This is a genomic window from Serratia grimesii (assembly GCF_900186025.1).
GTDB lineage: Bacteria > Pseudomonadota > Gammaproteobacteria > Enterobacterales > Enterobacteriaceae > Serratia > Serratia grimesii.
The window spans coordinates 2,869,241-2,889,193 of the sequence record NZ_LT883155.1 but is presented as its reverse complement, the minus strand read 5'-3'; the positions used below and the strand labels follow the sequence as shown (position 1 = coordinate 2,889,193).

Sequence of the window (19,953 nt, the reverse complement as noted above, 5' to 3'; positions counted from 1 at the left end):
GGCGGTGAAAGCCGCCGGTATATGTTGAGAATAATAAGCCGTTATCAGGCTGCAGCACAGGGTTAGGGCAATGCTTAAATTTATATTTCGTCGCTTGTTAGAAGCGATCCCGACACTATTTATCCTTATTACCATTTCATTCTTTATGATGCGTCTGGCACCCGGTAGTCCATTTACCGGCGAACGCGCGTTGCCGCCAGAAGTGATGGCCAATATCGAGGCCAAATATCATTTGAACGATCCGATCTGGAAGCAGTATGGCCATTATTTGGTTCAGCTGTCGAAGGGGGACTTCGGGCCATCATTCAAATACAAGGATTATTCGGTAAATGACCTCGTGGCTGCTTCTTTCCCGGTATCTGCCAAATTGGGTCTTGCCGCATTTTTGCTGGCGGTGGTCCTGGGGGTAAGTGCCGGCGTCATTGCCGCGTTGAATCAAAATACTAAATGGGACTATACGGTGATGGGCTTTGCCATGACCGGGGTGGTGATACCCAGTTTCGTGGTGGCGCCGTTATTGGTACTGATTTTCGCCATCACGCTGAAATGGCTGCCAGGTGGCGGTTGGAACGGCGGTGCGCCGAAATTTATCATCTTGCCAATGGTGGCGTTGTCACTGGCCTATATTGCCAGTATCGCCCGTATCACGCGTGGTTCGATGATAGAAGTGCTGCATTCAAACTTCATCCGTACTGCTCGCGCCAAAGGGTTACCGATGCGCCGCATTATTTTGCGCCATGCGTTGAAACCCGCGTTATTACCGGTGCTTTCTTATATGGGCCCGGCATTTGTCGGCATTATCACCGGTTCGATGGTGATCGAAACTATCTACGGTCTGCCTGGTATCGGCCAGTTGTTTGTTAACGGCGCGTTGAACCGTGACTACTCTCTGGTATTGAGCCTGACCATTCTGGTGGGTGGCCTGACCATTCTGTTTAACGCGATCGTTGATGTGCTGTATGCCGTTATCGATCCAAAAATTCGTTATTAAGCTGGAGCACGCAAATGATGTTGACGAAAAAGAACAGCGAGGCTCTGGAGAACTTCAGCGAAAAGCTCGAAGTGGAAGGGCGCAGCCTGTGGCAGGATGCCCGCCGCCGCTTTGTGCATAACCGCGCAGCGGTGAGCAGCCTGTTTGTGTTGGCGCTGATCACCCTGTTTGTCATAGTGGCTCCGTGGTTATCACAGTTTGCCTATGACGATACTGACTGGGCGATGATGTCGGCCGCACCAAGCTTTGAATCGGGGCACTACTTTGGTACAGACTCATCCGGTCGTGATTTGTTGGTGCGCGTGGCGATCGGTGGGCGTATCTCATTAATGGTTGGTGTATCGGCTGCGCTGGTGGCGGTGATTGTTGGGACACTGTACGGCGCAATGTCCGGTTATCTGGGCGGTAAAATTGACTCGGTCATGATGCGTTTGCTGGAGATCCTCAACTCCTTCCCATTCATGTTCTTCGTGATCCTGTTGGTGACCTTCTTTGGTCAAAACATCCTGCTGATCTTTGTGGCGATTGGCATGGTGTCGTGGCTGGATATGGCGCGTATCGTGCGTGGACAGACGCTGAGTCTGAAACGTAAAGAATTTATCGAAGCGGCGTTGGTGTGTGGGGTTTCGAGCCGCAATATCGTGTTGCGCCATATCGTGCCGAACGTACTTGGTGTCGTGGTGGTCTACGCATCCTTGCTGGTGCCTAGCATGATCTTGTTTGAATCCTTCCTTAGCTTCCTGGGGCTGGGTACTCAGGAACCTTTAAGCAGTTGGGGGGCATTGCTCAGCGATGGCGCTAACTCGATGGAAGTTTCACCGTGGTTGCTGCTGTTCCCGGCGGGTTTCCTGGTTGTCACTCTGTTCTGTTTCAACTTTATCGGCGATGGCTTGCGTGACGCCCTCGACCCGAAAGATCGTTAAGGAGTGCAATCATGAGCACCATTGAAAATCCACAATTGCAAACCAACACCGCCGTTAAGTCGTCGTTGTTGTTGGATGTAAAAGATCTGCGCGTGACCTTCGGTACCCCGGACGGTGATGTGACAGCCGTAAACGATCTGAATTTTGATCTGCGTGCCGGCGAAACACTCGGTATCGTGGGGGAGTCTGGCTCAGGTAAATCCCAGACGGCCTTCGCGCTGATGGGGCTTCTGGCCAGCAACGGGCGCATCGGTGGTTCGGCCAAATTTAATGGCCGGGAAATCCTCAATCTGGAGGAAAAACAGCTCAATAAGCTGCGTGCGGAAGAGATTTCGATGATCTTCCAGGACCCAATGACTTCTCTCAACCCTTATATGCGTGTGGGTGAGCAGTTGATGGAAGTGCTAATGCAGCACAAGAAAATGGGCAAAAGCGAAGCATTTGAAGAGTCTGTCCGCATGCTGGACGCGGTTAAAATGCCGGAAGCACGTAAGCGTATGCGTATGTACCCGCATGAGTTTTCCGGCGGCATGCGTCAGCGTGTCATGATCGCTATGGCGTTGCTGTGCCGGCCGAAATTGCTCATCGCCGATGAACCGACTACCGCGCTGGATGTGACTGTACAAGCGCAAATCATGACGCTGCTGAACGAGCTTAAGCGCGAGTTCAACACTGCCATCATTATGATTACCCACGACCTGGGCGTTGTGGCCGGCATTTGTAATAAAGTGCTGGTGATGTACGCCGGGCGGACCATGGAATACGGCAGTGCACGTGATGTGTTCTATCATCCGAGCCATCCGTACTCTATCGGCTTGCTGAATGCAGTACCGCGTCTGGACGCCGAAGGCGAGGCACTGATGACCATTCCAGGTAACCCGCCGAACCTGCTGCGTCTGCCGAAAGGCTGCCCGTTCCAGCCACGTTGTGCGTACGCGATGCCGCAATGTTCGAGTGCTCCACCATTGGAGCAGTTTGGTGAAGGGCGCTTGCGTGCCTGCTTTAAACCGGTGGAGGCGTTGGTATGAGTACGGTAACCGACAAAAAAGTGTTGCTCGAAGTGGCCGATTTGAAAGTGCATTTCGACATTCATGATGACAAACAGTGGTTCTGGCAGCCGCCGAAAACGCTAAAGGCGGTTGATGGCGTAACACTGCGTCTGTTCGAAGGGGAAACTCTGGGCGTGGTGGGTGAATCGGGTTGTGGCAAGTCAACCTTTGCCCGCGCCATTATCGGCCTGGTAAAAGCCACTAGCGGGCGTGTTGCTTGGTTAGGTAAAGATCTGCTCGGCATGAGTGATATGGACTGGCGGAAAACCCGTAGCGATATTCAGATGATCTTCCAGGATCCTCTGGCTTCGCTGAACCCGCGCATGACGATCGGTGAAATTATCGCTGAACCTCTGCGTACTTATTATCCGAAAATGCCGCGCCAGGAAGTGAAGGACAAGGTTAAAGCGATGATGCTGAAGGTGGGCCTGCTGCCTAACCTGATCAACCGCTACCCGCATGAGTTCTCTGGTGGACAGTGTCAGCGTATCGGTATTGCACGAGCCTTGATCCTCGAACCTAAGTTGGTGATCTGCGATGAACCGGTTTCGGCGCTGGACGTGTCGATTCAGGCGCAGGTGGTCAACTTGTTGCAGCAACTGCAGCGTGAAATGGGCCTATCGCTGATCTTTATCGCTCATGATCTGGCGGTTGTAAAACACATCTCTGACCGCGTGTTGGTAATGTATCTGGGCCATGCCGTGGAGCTGGGCACTTATGACGAGGTGTACCATAACCCGCAGCACCCTTATACCAAAGCGTTGATGTCGGCGGTGCCGATCCCGGATCCGGACAAGGAGAAGGAGAAACAGATCCAGTTGTTGGAAGGGGAACTGCCTTCACCCATTAACCCGCCATCCGGCTGTGTGTTCCGCACTCGTTGTCCGATTGCCGGACCGGAATGCGCCAAGACGCGCCCGCTGCTGGAAGGCAGCTTCCGCCATGCGGTGTCATGTCTCAAGGTTGATCCACTGTAAGCGGTACCTTTGCCAATAAAAAACCCGCCAAATGGGCGGGTTTTTTTATGCCGGATGGCAACTCACTCTTTCCACAGAATGTGGCAGAGCTTGTGGTCTTTCTCACGGCAGAGCAAGACGCGGGCAAAGACGTCGTTGATCGGTTCACCGTCGCTATCCGCCAGGCCAATCACGACTTCGGCAAAGAAGTCCGGATTCAGATCAAAATCTACATGTTCTGACCAGTCTTCTGCCGGATCATACAGCTCTGCGCCACCGCGCTCCTCAAACTGTAAGTTGAACAGCAGAATATCCGCCGGATCCAGATTGTCGCCAGCCAACTCCAAAAAGATGTCGTAAGCCTGTTCCAGCGTTTCGTCTTCAGTAAGGCGGTTATTCAAATCCATAATTAAATCCTGATAACAAATGATTCCTCATTATACCCTATGAATTTCAAGTTGTAGCTAGGCGACCAGCTCATTCATCCTCAGAGAGGTAGAGGCGCTGTATGCTGCCCCCTACGGTAAGGGTATAAAGCATGGCCGCTACGGCATTTACAGCAGCGGGCTGAAAAAGTAGAACAGGCGCTCAACAATACGATGCCAGAACGGCCGTTTCTGCCACTCTTTGGCGTTCAACAACTGCGAGCGGGCAATATAGTCATCTTGCACACAGGCTAAATCGCTGCCGAAACCGTCGTCGTCGATCACCAATGTGATTTCAAAGTTTAACCATAGGCTGCGCATGTCCAGATTCACCGTGCCGACCAGGCTGAGTTGGCCGTCGACCAGTACGCTTTTGGTATGCAGCAGGCCGCCTTCAAACTGATAAATACGCACGCCTGCTTCCAGAAGCTCTGAGAAGAAAGAGCGACTTGCCCAGCGCACCATGGTTGAGTCGTTGTCGCGTGGGACAATAATACTGACTTCAACACCACGCAGTGCGGCTGTGCAAATGGCATGTAACAGATCGTCGCTTGGTACGAAATAGGGGGTGGTCATGATTAACTGCTCACGCGCTGAGTAAACCGCGGTTAGCAGGGCTTGGTGGATCATTTCTTCCGGGAAGCCGGGGCCGGAGGCGATAACCTGAATGGTGTGACCGCTTTCCTGTTCGAACGGCATAATATTGACGTCCGGCGGTGGTGGCAGGATGCGCTTACCGGTTTCGATTTCCCAGTCACAGGCGTAAACGATGCCCATGGTGCTGGCAACCGGGCCTTCCATGCGCGCCATCAGATCGATCCACTGGCCGACACCTGCATCCTGTTTGAAGTAACGTGGGTCAACCATATTCATACTGCCGGTGTAGGCAATATAGTTGTCGATCAGCACCACTTTACGGTGTTGACGTAAGTCCATTCGACGGAGGAAGACACGAAACAAGTTAACTTTGAGCGCTTCAACCACTTCGATACCGGCATTGCGCATCATGCCAGGATAGGGGCTGCGGAAGAATTGCAGGCTACCGGCAGAGTCCAACATCAGGCGGCAGTGCACACCACGGCGTGCAGCAGCCATCAGTGATTCGGCCACCTGGTCAACCAAGCCGCCGGGCTGCCAGATATAAAACACCATCTCAATATTATGGCGTGCAAGTTCAATATCACGGATTAACGCTTTTAGCGTTGAGTCAGTGGTGGTGAGTAATTGGAGTTGGTTGCCTTTCACGCCGTCAATACCTTGGCGGCGATCGCACAGTTGGAACAGAGGTCTGGCGACCTCACTGTAGTCGGTGGCGAAGATACGTTGGCTCTCTTTTAATTCGCTGAGCCAGCGTGCGGTCGAGGGCCACATCGCCTTGGCGCGTTCAGCGCGGCGTTTACCCAGATGCAACTCACCAAAAGATAAATAAGCCACGATACCAAACAGCGGCAGAATATAGATAACCAGCAGCCAAGCCATCGCGGATGGTACTGCCCGGCGTTTCATCAAGATACGCAGCGTCACCCCGGCGATAAGTAGCCAGTAACCAAATACCATGAGCCAACTGATTACGGTATAAAATGTTGTCATAAAGGCGAAAAATCCCGTTCGCAAACCACCAATGATGAGTGTACGCACAGAATGGTAAAGGTGAAACCTTTTCTCGGCGCTTATGTTGCAAAAATATGATTGGCTTAAGGGACTTGCTGTAAATAAAAAAACATTTTGTCCCGGTTATCATGCCGCTCAGAGAAGGTGAAAAGCAGCGAACTGTGGCTTGGATCGTGCGGTGAAAGGGCTATAATGCCCGCCGTTGGCATTTGACGGACGAGTAACGAAACGATGAGACGCAGTAGAAACGAGGTGGGCCGCTGGCGGATGCTGCGGCAGAGTCAGCGCCGTAGGCATCGCTGGTTGGAGCGCCAGTCGTGCAGTAATCGGCATATTATTCGGGTGCGGCGACGCTTGGATGACCAGCACCGGCGTTCATTGCTGTTTGTGGTGGCGTACGAGTGGTAAAACGAAAACAGTCCCTAAGGGGACTGTTTTGTTTAGTGCAGTAAGGGTTATTTACCCAAATAAGCGTTAAGCATCCAAACCTGCTTTTCTTGCTCTTTGATGTAGTCGCTCATCAGTGAGGCAGTACCTTCATCGCCTGCGTCAGCGGCCAGTGCCAGCAGTTCGCGTTGCTGTTGCAACAGCACTGAATAACCGTGCAGCAACCCTGTTAGCGTGCCTTTATCATCAGTGACGTTAGTATCTTCCTTGATGTCGGAAGTTTTCAGATAATCGCTGAAAGCATGACGCGGTTGTGAACCCAGAGTAAGAATACGTTCTGCCAGTTCATCAACTTTGGTCAGCAGATCGTTATAGGTCTCTTCAAATTTGACGTGCAGTTCAAAAAAGTGCGGGCCTGAAATGTTCCAGTGATAACCGCGCACGTTCATATACAGCACCTGATAATTCGCCAGTAGCGCATTTAACGCTTCTGATAGCTTTGCCGATTGTTTACTGTCCAGGCCGATATGGTTTTTCGCTGCTTTCTTCGTCGTTGCCATAATAATCTTCTCCTGATTATTTGTTTCGATGAGTCACACAATATCCATAACAAACACAGTAACCGGATTTACCTTGTGGTTAAAGTCGTTCAAAGGCATCACTGCCATCGCTAAAACCAATGCCGGTAAATCCGTAAAGCAAATTGCCAAATCAGTTTAAGCAGAATGCGTTAACAACAAAAGCGGCTTTGTATCATTACTTGCGCAAGGCCATTTTTGCCACGCCAGCACCCACCGCCATCAGTAACGCCGCAGTAAACAAAACGACGATAAATGCACGATCGAAAGCCAGGCGCGCAAGTCGTTTAAGCTGTTCTGCTTGTTCGACAGCCAGATTGGCGGCCAATCTTAGGGCTTCATCGATACTGTCGTAGGCAATGCTGCTCACCGATAAATTATCCGGTAGCACCAGGCTGTGGCTATAAACAGCCGTCATCAATCCGCCGAGTAGTGTAATACCCAGAACCCCACCAAGTTCATAGGAGACGTCCTCGATCGACGCCGCCATACCGGACTTCTCTTCCGGGGCATTCAGCATGATGGCGGTGGATGCGGCAGTGATGGCGCCGCCAATACCAAAGCCAGCGATAAACAGGCAAACCAACTGCAACATCAGGCTGCTTTGATAAAGCAGGGCCAGACCGGCGATACCAAGCCCTGTCAGGAGTAAGCCGCCAAGTATCATGTTGCGCTCACCGTAGCGCGGTAGTAATAAACCGGCTAGTGGGCCAGCCAAGGCTGATGCCAGTGGGATCGGCAGAATAAACAGCGCGGCCTGTAATGGGCTCAAATCAAGCACTAACTGTAAGCGTTGGGTTAGCACCAACTCCACGCCCACCAGTGCCACCATTGACACCAACGCAACCCCTACACCACCAGCAAACAACCGGTTCTTGAACAAAGAGAAGTCGATCATCGGGAAAGGCAGCTGTCGTTGGCGGCGGACAAACAACCAAAGCGCCAAAATACCGATCGTGGCGGCAAACGCTAATGCAGTAAAGGAGGGTGACGCTTTACTCAGCTCTTTCAGTGCATAGATACAGCCCACCAAACCTGCCATGATCTGTACCGACCCAAGAATATCGTAGGGACGTTGAGTTTCTCCTCCGCAGTGAGGTATCAACCGCCACGCCAGTGGCAGTACCAGCAGGACGACAGGGACGTTGATCAAAAACACCGATCCCCACCAGAAATACTCCATCAACACGCCGCCAACCACAGGGCCGAGGGCAGCACCACCGGAAGCGACGGCGGCCCAGATACCAATCGCCAAGGCGCGTTCACGCTCGTCGGTGAATACATGTCGGACGATGGACAGGGTCGCCGGCATCATCATTGCTGCGCCAACTGCAAGGAACACTCGGGCGGCAATAAGCCATTCGGCCGACGGAGAAAAGGCTGCACACAGAGAGGCGACGGCAAAAACAGGCAACCCAGCAATAAACAGCCGTTTATGACCAATACGATCGCTCAACATACCTGCGCCGGGCAATAAACCAGCGACCACGAGCGGGTATGCATTTACGATCCATAATTTCTGTGACGCGCTGGCATCCAGCGCCTGCGTGAGTCGTGGCAAGGCGGTGTATAACACCGTCATGTCGATGATGATCAAAAATAGCGCGCTGGAGATCATTGCCAGGATCAACCAACGGTTGTTTACGTGCATAATATTATTCCAAAAAAAGCGGGCTACGCGGATGCGTTGCCATTAGGTAACCACCCAAAGGTTTCGGGTGGTATACTGGTTGTAATATATATCCATACGTATGTATTGAAAAGAGGGTTTATCAATGGGACGTCAACGCAGCATCGATCGTGACAAGGTTTTGGATGTGGCTGAAGAGATTGTTGCTACCCAAGGTGCCGCCGGGCTGACCATTGATTCCGTTGCCAAGGCAATGGGAATTTCCAAGGGCGGGGTGCAGTACTGCTTTGGTAGCAAAGATGCGTTAATTGACGCAATGTTTGAACGTTGGGGCAAGGCGTATGACAAGGTGTTTGATGCCATTGCCGGGGAAAATCCCTCTGCCACGACCACAGTACAAGCACATATGCAGGCAACCCGGAGCTCTGATCAAGCCTCCAGCGCTAAGGCGGCAGGTCTGATGGCAACCTTGATCCAAACCCCTGAGCATTTGGACAGCACACGAGATTGGTACCGCAGCCGGATTACCGGTCTGGATTTAACGACCGAAGAGGGCAAGCGTGCGCGGGTGGCTTTCCTGGCGACTGAGGGGGCATTTATGTTGAGATTCTTTGGTTTGATGGACATTGACCAGTCAGAGTGGGACAGCATGTTCGCGGATGTTCAGTCAGTGGTATTGCAACAGGAAAAATAATAGCTGGAGATGTTCACGATTAACGCGGCATCGCCTGCCCGCCGCGTTAATATTTCACTAGGTATGCCGGTATTATTTGTAGGCTACGGCATTGATGGTTTCGAAGGTGGTTTTCCCTTCTCGGCCAATAATGACGTAGTACTTACCGCCTTTTTCATCGACCGCTTTAGACAATCTTGTATGGTCGATACCAACGGTGTCATCACCGTCTTGTGAGATGGTAACCGGCCCAATTTCGGTGTGTTTCGCCGCTTCTTCTTTGGTAATTTCGATGGCTGCCATGGAAGAGAAAGAGGCAAATGCCAGTGCTGCCAAGAGATATTTAGTTGCTTTCATCACTGTTCCTTTTGGAAGGTAGAAAGAATTGATAAATTTGTGCTCTGACTACGGCTCAAGTGTAGGACAACATGGGGAATATTCCATTCAGCGACCAAAAAAGAAGTGGGTTTACCTATTACATCAATAGATGGCGAACCGAGAGGTGAAGGGAGTAACTTTACCGAACAAGATATTCCCTCGAAGAACCCTTTAGCCAGCCACTCCGTGCTGGCTTTTTTTGTCTGCGATATAGAGCGGGAAAGGTGCCATGCCTAACCCGCTTAAGCAGAACCTAAACTACAATACTTGCTTAAAAGGTTTTACCGTCACGTCAGCATATACGCCTGCGGCGACGTAAGGATCCTGCTTGGCCCAAGCTTGAGCATCTGCCAATGAAGCGAATTCAGCAATCACAGTAGAACCGCTAAAACCGGCACTGCCAGGATCGTTGCTGTCGATGGCGGGATTTGGACCTGCAATTACCAGGCGGCCCTCATCACGCAATGCCTGCAGGCGAGCCAGATGTGCCGGGCGCACTGATAAGCGATTTTCCAATGAGTTGGGCACGTCTTGCGCGTAGATCAGATAAAGCATATTTCACCTTTAAAATCATTGCTATAGAACGGTAAATTTAAAGTAGCGCAAAAGGGGATACAAGGGAATGCCTGCCCGCTGGAATTTGCCTATGGTTGGCGCTTATACCTTGAAGCGACTCGTTTTTATTCGTATAGTGCGGCCGCGCGATTTAATAGGACAAGGGTTGAGAGGTGAGGAAATGACGGAACTGGTTAGAGAAAAACTCGACTTACCTGCGGGCAAAAGCAAACTGCTGCTGCACTCATGCTGTGCGCCTTGTTCCGGTGAGGTGATGGAAGCCATCCAGGCCTCTGGAATCGAATACGCCATTTTCTTTTATAACCCGAACATTCATCCTCAAAAAGAATACCTATTGCGTAAGGACGAGAACATCCGTTTTGCTGAGCAACATGGTGTGCCTATCATCGATGCCGACTACGACACTGATAACTGGTTTGCCCGTGCTAAAGGCATGGAGAACGAACCAGAACGTGGGATCCGTTGCACCATGTGTTTCGACATGCGTTTTGAACGCACGGCACTTTATGCGCACGAAAACGGGTACGACACCATTTCCAGTTCGCTGGGCATATCTCGCTGGAAGAATATGCAGCAAATTACAGACTGCGGCATACGCGCGGCGGAAAAGTATCCAGACCTGGCGTATTGGGATTATAACTGGCGCAAAAAAGGCGGTGCGTCGCGGATGATTGATATCAGCAAGCGTGAGCGCTTTTATCAGCAGGAGTACTGCGGCTGTGTCTATTCATTGCGCGATACCAACTTGCACCGTAAAGCGCAGGGCAGACCGCTGATCAAGTTGGGTGTGCTGTATTACGGTGATGAAGAATAGCGCTACATTGGTGAAAGATAACCCGCTAAGGCGGGTTTTTTTATTTTAATCACGGTAAATCAGGTTAATAAAGCGTGTAAAAGCCTCAGTTAAAAGGCAAATGAAAGGTTAATATCCCCATGAGTTTGCAGGTTTTAGCGATGATTAATGACGATTAGAGCGATAGTTTGCCATTCGTTATTGAATATGATTGCTATTTGCATTTAAACTTGGCGAACCAGAGGAAACAGAATCATTATGCCGCTAAAAAAGATGTTCCTTAATCGTCGTTTGTCCGTGCCGATTGTCCTGTCAGTTGGCTTACATAGCGCCTTGGTGGTGGGTTTACTTTATGCTTCCGTCAAGGAAGTGATGGAGTTACCGAAACCAGAAGATGCGCCGATCAGCGTCATGATGGTCAATACCGCCGCGATGGCGGAGCCGCCACCGCCTGCGCCAGCCGAACCTGAGCCAGAGCCGCAGGTTGAGCCTGAACCCGAGCCGGAACCGGAACCCATTCCTGAGCCGCCACCGAAGGCGATCCTGAAGCCTGAGCCGGTAAAACCTAAGCCGAAGCCAAAACCTAAACCGAAGGTCGAAAAAACAGTTAAACGCGAGCCGCAGAAAACGGAACCGCGTGAGCCGTCACCGTTTGAAAACAACGAACCGGCTAAGCCTATCGATAAAGCGCCGGTGAAACAGGCACCTTCAGCACCGGTCCAGGGAAATTCGCGTGATGTGGGGCCGAGACCGATCAGCCGCGCTGACCCGATTTATCCACCACGCGCCCGAGCCTTACAAATTGAAGGCAATGTGCGGGTACAGTTTGATATCGACAGTGATGGTCGCGTGAGTAACGTACGTATCCTGTCAGCAGAACCACGCAATATGTTTGAGCGTGAAGTGAAACAGGCATTACGTAAGTGGCGTTATGAAGCCAAAGAAGCGAAAGATCGTACCGTAAACATTCGCTTTAAAATTAACGGCACCACGGAATTGAACTGATATTGATACCTATAAAAAAGGGTCGCCATGGCGACCCTTTTTACTGCCTGCATCTCAGCTTATTCTTCGAAGCCGACGCGGAAGTTCATCTTGCCATCTGGCAGGGCACGTGAGTTACCTTCGTCATCCACGGCTACATAGGTAAACACCGCTTCAGTTGCACGGTAGCGCTGACCGATTGGGGCAGAGGACACTTTCTTGACCCACACTTCGATATTGATGGTGATGGAGCTGCGTCCGGTGCGAATGCAGTGCGCGTAGCAACACACCACGTCACCCACCGCGACCGGCTTCAGAAAGGTCATCCCATCGACACGCACGGTGACGACGCGGCCTTCGGCAATTTCTTTCGCCTGAATAGCGCCGCCGATGTCCATCTGCGACATCAGCCAGCCGCCAAAAATGTCACCATTGGCGTTGGTATCTGCCGGCATCGCCAGCGTTCGCAGCACCATTTCGCCACTGGGTAAAGGTCGTTGTTGAGTCATAGCTGTCTGCTTATCAAGGAAGGGATTTCACTATACTGCCCGTAGCAAAGGCCACGGGCATTAACAATTTTGTAACTATTTTTTCTGTTCTTCCGGCATGTGCCGATAAATATAAACGCCGCTGAGGAGGGTAAATATCAGCGTCAGCGCGGTTAGCCCGAACACTTTAAAGTTAACCCACACACTCTGAGGTAGCCAGAAAGCCACGTAAATATTTGCCAGGCCGCAAGCCAGGAAAAACACGGCCCAAGCCAGGTTGAGGTTGTTCCAGACTCTATCGGGAAGCGTTATCTCTTTACCCAGCATACGTTGAACCAGCGGCTTTTTGAGCACCAGTTGACTGATCAGTAACGCCAGCGCGAACAGGCTGTAGATGATTGTCACTTTCCATTTGATAAACAAATCGTTATGGAACACCAACGTCAGAGTACCGAACACCAATACCATCAGGAAGGTGATCAACGTCATCTTTTCGATTTTGCGGTATTTGAACCAGGTGAACACTAACGCCAGAGCCGTAGCGACAATCAGCGCACCAGAAGCAACGTAGATATCGTAGAGCTTATAGAATGCAAAAAAGACAATTAACGGGAGGAAATCAAGAAACTGCTTCATAAATCAATCCATCATCTGTTCATCGGCCGACTATACCGGATTTGGCGGTCTCTGTGTACCGCTGACAAGTGCTGATTATCGGCGTTTAGCCACCGGATTTCCGCCATGAAAGCAGGAATTTGCATAAACTTACGATTGAGGTCGCGAGTTCGCGGCGGGTAGATTGCCAGCACGGCACTGGCATCGCATGATACGCGCAATAATAGCCGGATAATTTATAACGGAAAACAGTTTATGCAGTGGAAATCTCTCCAGGCGCTTACGCCCGGTTTGACGCATTTATTAGGGTATCAACGCAGTTGGCTCAAACCGGACATACGCGCCGGACTTTCCGTTGCTGCCGTGGCATTGCCGGTGGCGATTGCCTACGCCGAATTGGCCGGAGTCAGCCCAGTAGTCGGGCTCTATTCATGTATCTTACCGATGGTTGCCTACGCGTTTTTCGGATCCTCGCGCCAGCTTATTGTGGGGCCAGACGCAGCGACTTGTGCCGTCATTGCTGCCGTCGTGACTCCGTTAGCTGCGGGTAATATGGAGCGCCACTGGCAGTTGACCATTATGATGACGGCGATGATGGGGGCCTGGTGTCTGTTGGCCAGCCGCTTCAAGCTGGGCGCACTGGCCGACTTGCTCTCACGGCCAATACTCAGCGGTTTGCTGAACGGCGTGGCGATTACCATCATTGTCGATCAGATTGGCAAGGTGTTCGGATTTGGCGTGCACCCGGCGCAATTGATTGAACGTATCTATGCATTGCCGGGCAATCTGATGCACAGCGACTGGCTAACGATGGCGGTATCGTTATTGACCCTGGTTACGCTGATCGGGTTCAAAAAATGGCGCCCTAACTGGCCCGCGCCGTTATTCGCTATCGTTCTGGTTACTTTTGTCACCTGGGTTGGCGGGTTGCAACAACATGGTGTGGTGACGGTGGGGGGATTCAGTGATGTGTTGCCTGTCGTACAGTGGCCAGATTTCCAGCCAGGTTTGCTGCGTGACATGGTAATCCCGGCACTTAACCTCGCGGTGGTGAGCTTTGTCAGTATGATGCTGACTGCTCGCAGCTTTGCGGCGAAAAACGGCTATGAGGTGAATGCGGATGCTGAATTCCGTGCACTCGGGTTAGTGAACATCGTCTCGGCGCTGTCGCAGGGGTTCGCCATCAGCGGGGCAGATTCGCGTACCGCAGTCAATGATGCTAATGGTGGTAAAAGTCAGTTGGTATCGATCATTGCAGCGGCAGTGATCGCTTTCGTCTTGCTATTCCTGATGGCACCGTTGCAATTCATTCCGGTGGCGGGCTTGGGTGTGGTGCTGATGTATGCTGCTTGGTCTCTGCTGGATATCCGCGGTATCTGGGTGATGCGGCGTCGCAATGCTCAGGCATTCAGGTTGGCGATGTTTACCTTCCTTTGTGTACTGCTGGTGGGGGTGATCAGTGGCATTGGGTTGGCGGTGTTGTTAGGTTTGATGCAGTTTCTGCGCACGGTGTTTCGTCCGACTGAACAGCTCTTGGGTGTCAATGATGAAGGTATGATCCACTCAATGGGCAACAATAACGGCATAAAGGTGGTGCCAGGGGTGATGATGTATCGCTTCAACTCGCCGCTGACTTATTTCAATGTGGCCTATTTCAAACGACGGATACTTAATCTGGTGGACAGTACACCGTTTCAACCGCGCTGGGTGGTTGTGGATGCAGTCGCCAGTTTTACCCATGCGGATATCAGTGTGCTGGCCGCGATCGACGAATTAAAGCGAGATTTGTTACAGCGTAACGTTAAGTTGGTGCTGGCTGGGCGGCGAACCGAATTGACACGCTGGTTCCGTATCAATCGGCTAGGGCGCGACCGGGAATTAATCCTGGTACCGGATTTATACCTGGCCCTGAAGTTGATTCAGAGCAAAGAGCAGGCAGAGCCGCCTGCAGCCCAGTAAGCAAAAAAGGCACGCCGAAGCGTGCCTTTTAGGTTCCTGCCGCAAGATTAACTGCGCAGCAGCATATAAAGACGGAACAGGTAAATCAGCAGCAGTGCGGAAACCAGGTTGCTCAGCGCAGTCAGCACTACACTAGCGACGTTTGGCGTCAGCACTGAAAGGTGGCTCACCAAAAACAGCACCAGCAGTTTTGCGGCCAGCCAGAGCATCATGGCTGGAACAATCACGCGTGCATTGGCAAATGCCAACTTGCAACTCAGCTTAATCGAGGCAAAGACGCCTTTTTTCTCGGTAACGGTAATGACCGGCGCCAACGAGAAAGCGATTGCCATGATCACGCCAGGCACGACAAAGAGCGTCAGGCCCAGTTGGGTCAACAACGTGCAGATAAACAGCAGCAGCAGCAGACGCGGCAGCTCCGGTGCAGAAGCACCGATAGCGCGCAGTGCGCTGATACGCTGCCCCTGGGAAACCAGGCGAATCAGCGTCAACATCCCACCCACCAGCAACACGTTACCCACTAATGCAGAAAACGTGGCAGCGGCAGAGACCTTCAATAACACCATTTGTTGCTCTGGAGTCATTTGTTGAATAATTTCCTGGATCCCCATACCGGCGGATGCAGCAAAGTCACCTTCCGTTGCGCTCAGAATTTTCAACTGCTCAACGTCAGGGCTAAAAGCCTGATTGAGCAACACAGAAATGAACGCGGTCAACAGCGCCAGCATTAGGATACTGGTCAGTTGGTTACGGAAAAAATTGAAACTGTCACGGTACAACGTGTTGGCCGTGATAGGCATGCAGACTCCTTGGTATCGAGAAACAGAGAGATACCTTTCATACTTCAAGTTGCATTTTTGTTGGCTTCCTGCGCATCCCCTGGTCACATACTACCGTATGCGCCAGGGGATGAGCTTTGTTGCCGCCGTGAAGCAACTCGAATTATTTTGGGTATAAATCAAAAATCAGTGGGCGATTGTACCCTGTTCCGCGCTGCTGTGGCACCCCGCGAGTTGCACTGCGGCGATTTCTTCGGCAATCACCGTTATTGGCAAGGATAAAGCCAAGGGAACGGGCAAAGGCGGCAAACCATAACGTTCGCGGGCACGATCGCAGGCTTCATTGCGCAGACCGTTTTCTCCGGACTGGTCGAACTCGCGACATGGGCTGGGACGATTGAGGTAAATAGAGCAAGAAACAGCTTTGCCGATTTCACCGTCGAGTGCGGTACAGCGTGGGGACTTGCTGTTGGTCCCCTGCATACAGCGCAGGAAGGGGGTTAACGGCTCAGTAAGGGATATAGGAACCACGCCGCCGCCATCTTCCGCTTCGGCCCAATAGAATGACACTCGAAAATAGCCGCAGCACGCGCCGCAACTGACACAGGGATTTAGAATTTCGCTCATCTTGATTGCTCACCGACTCCTTACGGCACCAACCAAAACCAACACGGAAGATGAAATTACGCAGCGGCGTTTTTTTTAGCAACTGAAATTTAAACATGTGGATAATTTGCAACAAAAGGCGTTTTTTGATTCAGATCAATCCTTGATTTATTAGTCCCTTAGGTAACCTTGTTTTTAGTAGGAATTAAAACTTTTACACATAAGATGTGATCTCGATGGGATCATAAATACCCGTAAGTAGGTATATTCCCCTTGGATGATAACCACACAAATGGAATGGATAATGAAAAAGACAACTCTGGTGGTATTGGCGGCGATGATGGCGCCTATGTTGGCAAGTGCGCATCAGGCAGGTGATTTTCTTTTCCGCGCTGGCGCTGCAACGGTACGGCCAAATGCCGGATCTGACGACGTGCTGGGGCAGGGATCATTCAGCGCCGATAATAACACCCAACTTGGCCTGACCTTCGGCTATATGGTTACAGACAATATTGGTGTTGAATTGTTGGCAGCAACGCCGTTTCGTCACAAGGTTGGGCTGAATGGTTCGGCAGTGAACGGTGACATCGCGACAGTACGCGATCTGCCACCGAGCTTGATGGCACAATACTATTTTGGCGACAAGCAGGACAAACTGCGTCCCTATCTGGGTCTGGGTGTTAACTACACCACTTTCTTTGATGAAAAATTCAATGACAATGGTAAAGGCGCTGGGCTGAGCAACCTGAGTCTAAAAGATTCTTGGGGCGTAGCTGCGCAAGCGGGCCTGGATTACAACCTGGATGAGCACTGGATGCTGAACATGTCAGTGTGGTGGATGAACATTGAGACCAAGACCCGCTTTGATGATGCGGACGGTAATCACCACAGCATTGATACGCGTTTGGATCCGTGGGTGTTTATGTTCGGGGCAGGTTATCGCTTCTGACAGGTGTGAAACAGGGAGGCGCATGCTGCGCCTCCGTTTTTTTATCGCTACTTGATTTGCATAACGTTATCAACGGATTTCACACCCGCTACACCACGTGTTACCTGCACTGCGCGGTTGGCATCGGCGCTTGAGCTGACAAAACCACTCAGTTGCACGCGGCCTTTAAAGGTCTCAACGCTGATTTCGGTAGATTTGATGGTTTTATCCGCCAGCAGCGCTGACTTCACCTTGGTTGTCACTACCGTATCGTCAATATAACCGCCAGTCCCTTCAGATTTCGCTGTCGGCGCGCAGGCACTCACTGCGAATGCCACAACGGCTGCCATGCATAAGACCGAAAGGGTTTTAAATAGCTTCATAAATTACTCTCCATGCAATGTTATTGTTGAAACTACATTCGGGTTTTCACCTGAATACGTAGTGCACTCCTCAAAATATAGAAATGCCCGACGCGCAAGGCTAAGTGTGAGACAAGAATTGGGTTTGTACAAATTTTAGGTGTAAAAAAAAAGCACAACTTTGAGGGGAAACAAGATGTTAACAACAGGCGCGATCCACTGCGCCTGTTGTTGATGGGATTAAGCCCGTGTCGCTGCTTTCATGTCGCTGACGAAAGTCGCCAGTCGCTTCAGCATTTCTGCCGGTTGATTTTGGTTCTGTTCGATAATCTTAACGATTGCCGAGCCGGATATTGCGCCGGCAGCCCCCGCTTGCAGCGCATCGCGAACCTGCGCAGGTTCGGAAATACCAAACCCCTGCAACGGCGGTGCGGCATGGTACTCGCGTAGCTTGTTTACCAGGTGATGCAGTGGCAACTGGGCACGGCTTTCGGTTCCGGTGACACCGGCACGCGACAGCAGATAGGTGTAACCTCTACCGTGGGAGGCGATTTCACGCAGTAAATCATCGTCTGCGTTTGGCGGACAGATAAAGATAGGCGCAATGCCATGGCGAGTCGCTGCAGCGCGGAACGGGGCAGACTCTTCATATGGCACGTCGGCAATCAGCACCGAATCAACGCCGACTTCGGCACAACGCTGATAAAACGCATCAATACCTTTATGGAATACCAGGTTGGCGTACATCAGCAGACCAATCGGGATCGTAGGGTGTTTCTGACGGATAGCGGCCAACATTTCGAAACATTGGGTCGGTGTCACGCCAGAGGCAAAAGCGCGCAGTGCTGCACTTTGAATGGTTGGGCCGTCGGCCAGTGGGTCGGAAAACGGGATACCCAACTCTAAGGCGTCTGCACCGGCCTCAACGAGAGTATCGATGATTTGCAATGACAGCGCCGGGTTTGGATCGCCGAGAGTAACGAACGGGACGAAGGCGCCTTCCTTGTTGCTTGCCAGGCGGTCGAACAGTTGCTGGTAACGTTCCATCAGATTTCTCCCCGTGCTTTCAGAATGTCGTGAACGGTAAATATGTCTTTGTCGCCACGTCCGGACAGGTTAACCACCAGGATTTGTTCCTTTTGCGGCGTTTCACGGATCATTTTCAACGCATGTGCCAGTGCATGGGAAGACTCCAGCGCAGGGATAATCCCCTCGCTACGCGATAGTGCTTTGAATGCGTCCAGCGCTTCGTCATCGGTAATCGACACATACTCGGCGCGACCGATACTGTTCAGGTAGGCGTGTTGTGGCCCGACGGAAGGGAAGTCCAGTCCGGCAGAAATGGAGTAGGACTCCTCGATCTGGCCTTCTGAGGTCTGCATCATCGGGGCTTTCATGCCGAAATAGATACCGACGTGGCCGTGTTTCAATGGCGCACCGTGCTGACCGGTTTCAATCCCCAGACCGGCAGGTTCTACGCCAATAAGACCAACGCTGGTATCATCGATAAAGTCGGCAAACATACCGATAGCGTTGGAACCACCGCCAACACATGCCAGGACGGCATCCGGCAGACGTCCTTCACGTTCCAGCATCTGTGCTTTGGTTTCCTCGCCGATCATACGCTGGAATTCACGTACGATGGTTGGGTACGGATGTGGGCCTGCCGCGGTGCCTAACATATAGTGGGCGGTCTCGTAACTGCCGGACCAGTCGCGCAACGCTTCATTACAGGCGTCTTTCAACGTGGAAGACCCACTGTGCACCGGGATCACTTCAGCGCCCATCAAACGCATGCGGAATACGTTAGGTGACTGACGTTCAATATCTTTGGCGCCCATGTAGATACGGCATTTCAGGCCGAGCAGAGCACAAGCCAATGCTGAGGCTACACCATGCTGACCTGCGCCGGTTTCGGCAATGATTTCGGTTTTGCCCATGCGCTTCGCCAGCAATGCCTGACCCAAGACCTGGTTGGTTTTATGAGCGCCACCGTGCAGCAGATCCTCACGCTTCAGGTACAGCTTGGTTTTAGTGCCTGCGGTGAGATTCTTGCAAAGTGTTAATGCCGTAGGGCGACCTGCGTAGTTTTTCAGCAAGTCGATAAATTCAGCCTGAAACTCCGGGTCGCGCTGTGCGCTGACAAAGGCTTCTTCCAGTTGTTTTAAGGCCGGCATCAGAATCTGCGGCACATATTGTCCACCAAATTCGCCGAAGTAGGGGTTAAGCAGCGTCATTATAGTTCCCGTTTTTATCCGTTAA

General features: G+C 51.7%; 23 protein-coding genes. 10 read left to right on the top strand and 13 right to left on the bottom strand.

All coding sequences use genetic code 11. The features are described 5' to 3' along the window. The first annotated feature begins 70 nt into the window (after positions 1-70). Genes oppB through oppF form a run of 4 tightly spaced genes read left to right on the top strand, consistent with a single transcriptional unit; the run spans position 71 to position 3,940 of the window. Entirely contained in the window at positions 71-991 is a 921-nt protein-coding gene (oppB, locus tag SGBXF1_RS13595) for an oligopeptide ABC transporter permease OppB (protein ID WP_037425720.1), read from the top strand. Positions 992-1,005: 14 nt separating this feature from the next. After that, entirely contained in the window at positions 1,006-1,914 is a 909-nt protein-coding gene (gene oppC, locus SGBXF1_RS13590; protein WP_037425723.1) for an oligopeptide ABC transporter permease OppC, read from the top strand. Positions 1,915-1,925: 11 nt separating this feature from the next. After that, a complete protein-coding gene (oppD, locus tag SGBXF1_RS13585; RefSeq protein WP_037425726.1) occupies positions 1,926-2,942 on the top strand; it encodes an ABC transporter ATP-binding protein in 1,017 nt (338 codons plus the stop codon). Further along, positions 2,939-3,940, top strand: a complete 1,002-nt coding sequence (oppF, locus tag SGBXF1_RS13580; RefSeq protein WP_037425729.1) for a murein tripeptide/oligopeptide ABC transporter ATP binding protein OppF — start codon at positions 2,939-2,941, stop codon at positions 3,938-3,940. The genes oppD and oppF overlap by 4 nt, the downstream gene beginning before the upstream one ends. 62 nt (positions 3,941-4,002) lie before the next feature. Here oppF and SGBXF1_RS13575 read toward each other — a convergent pair whose 3' ends face one another. Next, positions 4,003-4,326 carry an HI1450 family dsDNA-mimic protein gene (locus SGBXF1_RS13575; protein WP_004945300.1) on the bottom strand — a complete coding sequence of 108 codons (324 nt, stop codon included), beginning with the start codon at positions 4,324-4,326 and terminating at the stop codon, positions 4,003-4,005. 147 nt (positions 4,327-4,473) lie between these two features. After that, complete coding sequence (cls, locus tag SGBXF1_RS13570; protein ID WP_037425732.1) at positions 4,474-5,934, bottom strand: cardiolipin synthase; 1,461 nt, start codon at positions 5,932-5,934, stop codon at positions 4,474-4,476. A 252-nt stretch (positions 5,935-6,186) separates the two neighbouring features. Here cls and SGBXF1_RS13565 point away from each other — a divergent pair, with 252 nt between their 5' ends. After that, positions 6,187-6,363: a YciY family protein gene (locus SGBXF1_RS13565; RefSeq protein ID WP_071593055.1), complete on the top strand. Its 177-nt coding sequence runs from the start codon at positions 6,187-6,189 to the stop codon at positions 6,361-6,363. Between the two features lie 47 nt (positions 6,364-6,410). Here the strand turns inward: SGBXF1_RS13565 and SGBXF1_RS13560 are convergent, their stop codons facing one another. Then, complete coding sequence (locus SGBXF1_RS13560) at positions 6,411-6,902, bottom strand: Dps family protein (RefSeq protein WP_037425733.1); 492 nt, start codon at positions 6,900-6,902, stop codon at positions 6,411-6,413. Positions 6,903-7,098: 196 nt separating this feature from the next. Continuing rightward, positions 7,099-8,571, bottom strand: a complete 1,473-nt coding sequence (locus SGBXF1_RS13555; protein ID WP_186426992.1) for an MFS transporter — start codon at positions 8,569-8,571, stop codon at positions 7,099-7,101. 124 nt (positions 8,572-8,695) lie between these two features. Here SGBXF1_RS13555 and SGBXF1_RS13550 point away from each other — a divergent pair, with 124 nt between their 5' ends. After that, entirely contained in the window at positions 8,696-9,244 is a 549-nt protein-coding gene (locus SGBXF1_RS13550; protein WP_130380968.1) for a TetR/AcrR family transcriptional regulator, read from the top strand. Between the two features lie 72 nt (positions 9,245-9,316). Here SGBXF1_RS13550 and SGBXF1_RS13545 read toward each other — a convergent pair whose 3' ends face one another. After that, entirely contained in the window at positions 9,317-9,580 is a 264-nt protein-coding gene (locus tag SGBXF1_RS13545) for a hypothetical protein (protein ID WP_061806401.1), read from the bottom strand. 279 nt (positions 9,581-9,859) lie between these two features. Beyond that, positions 9,860-10,156: a YciI family protein gene (locus tag SGBXF1_RS13540; protein ID WP_037425743.1), complete on the bottom strand. Its 297-nt coding sequence runs from the start codon at positions 10,154-10,156 to the stop codon at positions 9,860-9,862. Positions 10,157-10,337: 181 nt separating this feature from the next. Here SGBXF1_RS13540 and SGBXF1_RS13535 point away from each other — a divergent pair, with 181 nt between their 5' ends. Continuing rightward, positions 10,338-10,991: an epoxyqueuosine reductase QueH gene (locus tag SGBXF1_RS13535; RefSeq protein ID WP_130380966.1), complete on the top strand. Its 654-nt coding sequence runs from the start codon at positions 10,338-10,340 to the stop codon at positions 10,989-10,991. Between the two features lie 237 nt (positions 10,992-11,228). Next, on the top strand, positions 11,229-11,975 hold the full coding sequence (gene tonB / locus SGBXF1_RS13530) for a TonB system transport protein TonB (RefSeq protein ID WP_130380964.1): 747 nt from the start codon (positions 11,229-11,231) through the stop codon (positions 11,973-11,975). A gap of 59 nt (positions 11,976-12,034) precedes the next feature. Here tonB and yciA read toward each other — a convergent pair whose 3' ends face one another. After that, complete coding sequence (gene yciA, locus SGBXF1_RS13525; protein WP_012145405.1) at positions 12,035-12,463, bottom strand: acyl-CoA thioester hydrolase YciA; 429 nt, start codon at positions 12,461-12,463, stop codon at positions 12,035-12,037. A gap of 75 nt (positions 12,464-12,538) precedes the next feature. Further along, positions 12,539-13,078: a septation protein A gene (locus SGBXF1_RS13520; RefSeq protein WP_037415874.1), complete on the bottom strand. Its 540-nt coding sequence runs from the start codon at positions 13,076-13,078 to the stop codon at positions 12,539-12,541. Positions 13,079-13,312: 234 nt separating this feature from the next. On the opposite strand from SGBXF1_RS13520, the gene SGBXF1_RS13515 reads away from it, so the two are divergent. Beyond that, positions 13,313-15,016 carry a SulP family inorganic anion transporter gene (locus SGBXF1_RS13515; protein ID WP_186426991.1) on the top strand — a complete coding sequence of 568 codons (1,704 nt, stop codon included), beginning with the start codon at positions 13,313-13,315 and terminating at the stop codon, positions 15,014-15,016. A gap of 47 nt (positions 15,017-15,063) precedes the next feature. On the opposite strand, the gene SGBXF1_RS13510 is transcribed toward SGBXF1_RS13515, so the two are convergent. Further along, positions 15,064-15,816, bottom strand: coding sequence for a YciC family protein (locus SGBXF1_RS13510; RefSeq protein ID WP_061806397.1), 753 nt, complete (start codon positions 15,814-15,816; stop codon positions 15,064-15,066). A gap of 165 nt (positions 15,817-15,981) precedes the next feature. Continuing rightward, complete coding sequence (locus tag SGBXF1_RS13505; protein WP_037415865.1) at positions 15,982-16,422, bottom strand: YkgJ family cysteine cluster protein; 441 nt, start codon at positions 16,420-16,422, stop codon at positions 15,982-15,984. 283 nt (positions 16,423-16,705) lie between these two features. On the opposite strand from SGBXF1_RS13505, the gene ompW reads away from it, so the two are divergent. Beyond that, positions 16,706-17,350, top strand: a complete 645-nt coding sequence (gene ompW, locus SGBXF1_RS13500) for an outer membrane protein OmpW (RefSeq protein ID WP_115185164.1) — start codon at positions 16,706-16,708, stop codon at positions 17,348-17,350. A gap of 47 nt (positions 17,351-17,397) precedes the next feature. Here the strand turns inward: ompW and SGBXF1_RS13495 are convergent, their stop codons facing one another. The 3 genes from SGBXF1_RS13495 to trpB form a co-directional block, all read right to left on the bottom strand. Continuing rightward, entirely contained in the window at positions 17,398-17,712 is a 315-nt protein-coding gene (locus tag SGBXF1_RS13495; protein WP_037415857.1) for a BON domain-containing protein, read from the bottom strand. A gap of 219 nt (positions 17,713-17,931) precedes the next feature. Then, positions 17,932-18,738: a tryptophan synthase subunit alpha gene (trpA, locus tag SGBXF1_RS13490; RefSeq protein WP_037415854.1), complete on the bottom strand. Its 807-nt coding sequence runs from the start codon at positions 18,736-18,738 to the stop codon at positions 17,932-17,934. Beyond that, a complete protein-coding gene (gene trpB / locus SGBXF1_RS13485) occupies positions 18,738-19,931 on the bottom strand; it encodes a tryptophan synthase subunit beta (RefSeq protein ID WP_172479814.1) in 1,194 nt (397 codons plus the stop codon). The genes trpA and trpB overlap by 1 nt, the downstream gene beginning before the upstream one ends. Between the last annotated feature and the right edge of the window lie 22 nt (positions 19,932-19,953).

Bases quoted from the DNA above. Each gene is read 5' to 3' on its own strand.
- SGBXF1_RS13520 (WP_037415874.1), bottom strand. From the start codon at position 13,078: ATGAAGCAGTTTCTTGATTTCCTCCCGTTAATTGTCTTTTTTGCATTC.
- yciA (WP_012145405.1), bottom strand. From the start codon at position 12,463: ATGACTCAACAACGACCTTTACCCAGTGGCGAAATGGTGCTGCGAACG.
- SGBXF1_RS13565 (WP_071593055.1), top strand. From the start codon at position 6,187: ATGAGACGCAGTAGAAACGAGGTGGGCCGCTGGCGGATGCTGCGGCAG.
- SGBXF1_RS13515 (WP_186426991.1), top strand. From the start codon at position 13,313: ATGCAGTGGAAATCTCTCCAGGCGCTTACGCCCGGTTTGACGCATTTA.
- tonB (WP_130380964.1), top strand. From the start codon at position 11,229: ATGCCGCTAAAAAAGATGTTCCTTAATCGTCGTTTGTCCGTGCCGATT.
- oppD (WP_037425726.1), top strand. From the start codon at position 1,926: ATGAGCACCATTGAAAATCCACAATTGCAAACCAACACCGCCGTTAAG.
- SGBXF1_RS13510 (WP_061806397.1), bottom strand. From the start codon at position 15,816: ATGCCTATCACGGCCAACACGTTGTACCGTGACAGTTTCAATTTTTTC.
- trpA (WP_037415854.1), bottom strand. From the start codon at position 18,738: ATGGAACGTTACCAGCAACTGTTCGACCGCCTGGCAAGCAACAAGGAA.
- SGBXF1_RS13545 (WP_061806401.1), bottom strand. From the start codon at position 9,580: ATGAAAGCAACTAAATATCTCTTGGCAGCACTGGCATTTGCCTCTTTC.
- oppC (WP_037425723.1), top strand. From the start codon at position 1,006: ATGATGTTGACGAAAAAGAACAGCGAGGCTCTGGAGAACTTCAGCGAA.
- SGBXF1_RS13560 (WP_037425733.1), bottom strand. From the start codon at position 6,902: ATGGCAACGACGAAGAAAGCAGCGAAAAACCATATCGGCCTGGACAGT.
- SGBXF1_RS13495 (WP_037415857.1), bottom strand. From the start codon at position 17,712: ATGAAGCTATTTAAAACCCTTTCGGTCTTATGCATGGCAGCCGTTGTG.
- SGBXF1_RS13540 (WP_037425743.1), bottom strand. From the start codon at position 10,156: ATGCTTTATCTGATCTACGCGCAAGACGTGCCCAACTCATTGGAAAAT.
- ompW (WP_115185164.1), top strand. From the start codon at position 16,706: ATGAAAAAGACAACTCTGGTGGTATTGGCGGCGATGATGGCGCCTATG.
- SGBXF1_RS13505 (WP_037415865.1), bottom strand. From the start codon at position 16,422: ATGAGCGAAATTCTAAATCCCTGTGTCAGTTGCGGCGCGTGCTGCGGC.
- SGBXF1_RS13535 (WP_130380966.1), top strand. From the start codon at position 10,338: ATGACGGAACTGGTTAGAGAAAAACTCGACTTACCTGCGGGCAAAAGC.
- SGBXF1_RS13550 (WP_130380968.1), top strand. From the start codon at position 8,696: ATGGGACGTCAACGCAGCATCGATCGTGACAAGGTTTTGGATGTGGCT.
- oppB (WP_037425720.1), top strand. From the start codon at position 71: ATGCTTAAATTTATATTTCGTCGCTTGTTAGAAGCGATCCCGACACTA.
- oppF (WP_037425729.1), top strand. From the start codon at position 2,939: ATGAGTACGGTAACCGACAAAAAAGTGTTGCTCGAAGTGGCCGATTTG.
- SGBXF1_RS13575 (WP_004945300.1), bottom strand. From the start codon at position 4,326: ATGGATTTGAATAACCGCCTTACTGAAGACGAAACGCTGGAACAGGCT.
- SGBXF1_RS13555 (WP_186426992.1), bottom strand. From the start codon at position 8,571: ATGCACGTAAACAACCGTTGGTTGATCCTGGCAATGATCTCCAGCGCG.
- cls (WP_037425732.1), bottom strand. From the start codon at position 5,934: ATGACAACATTTTATACCGTAATCAGTTGGCTCATGGTATTTGGTTAC.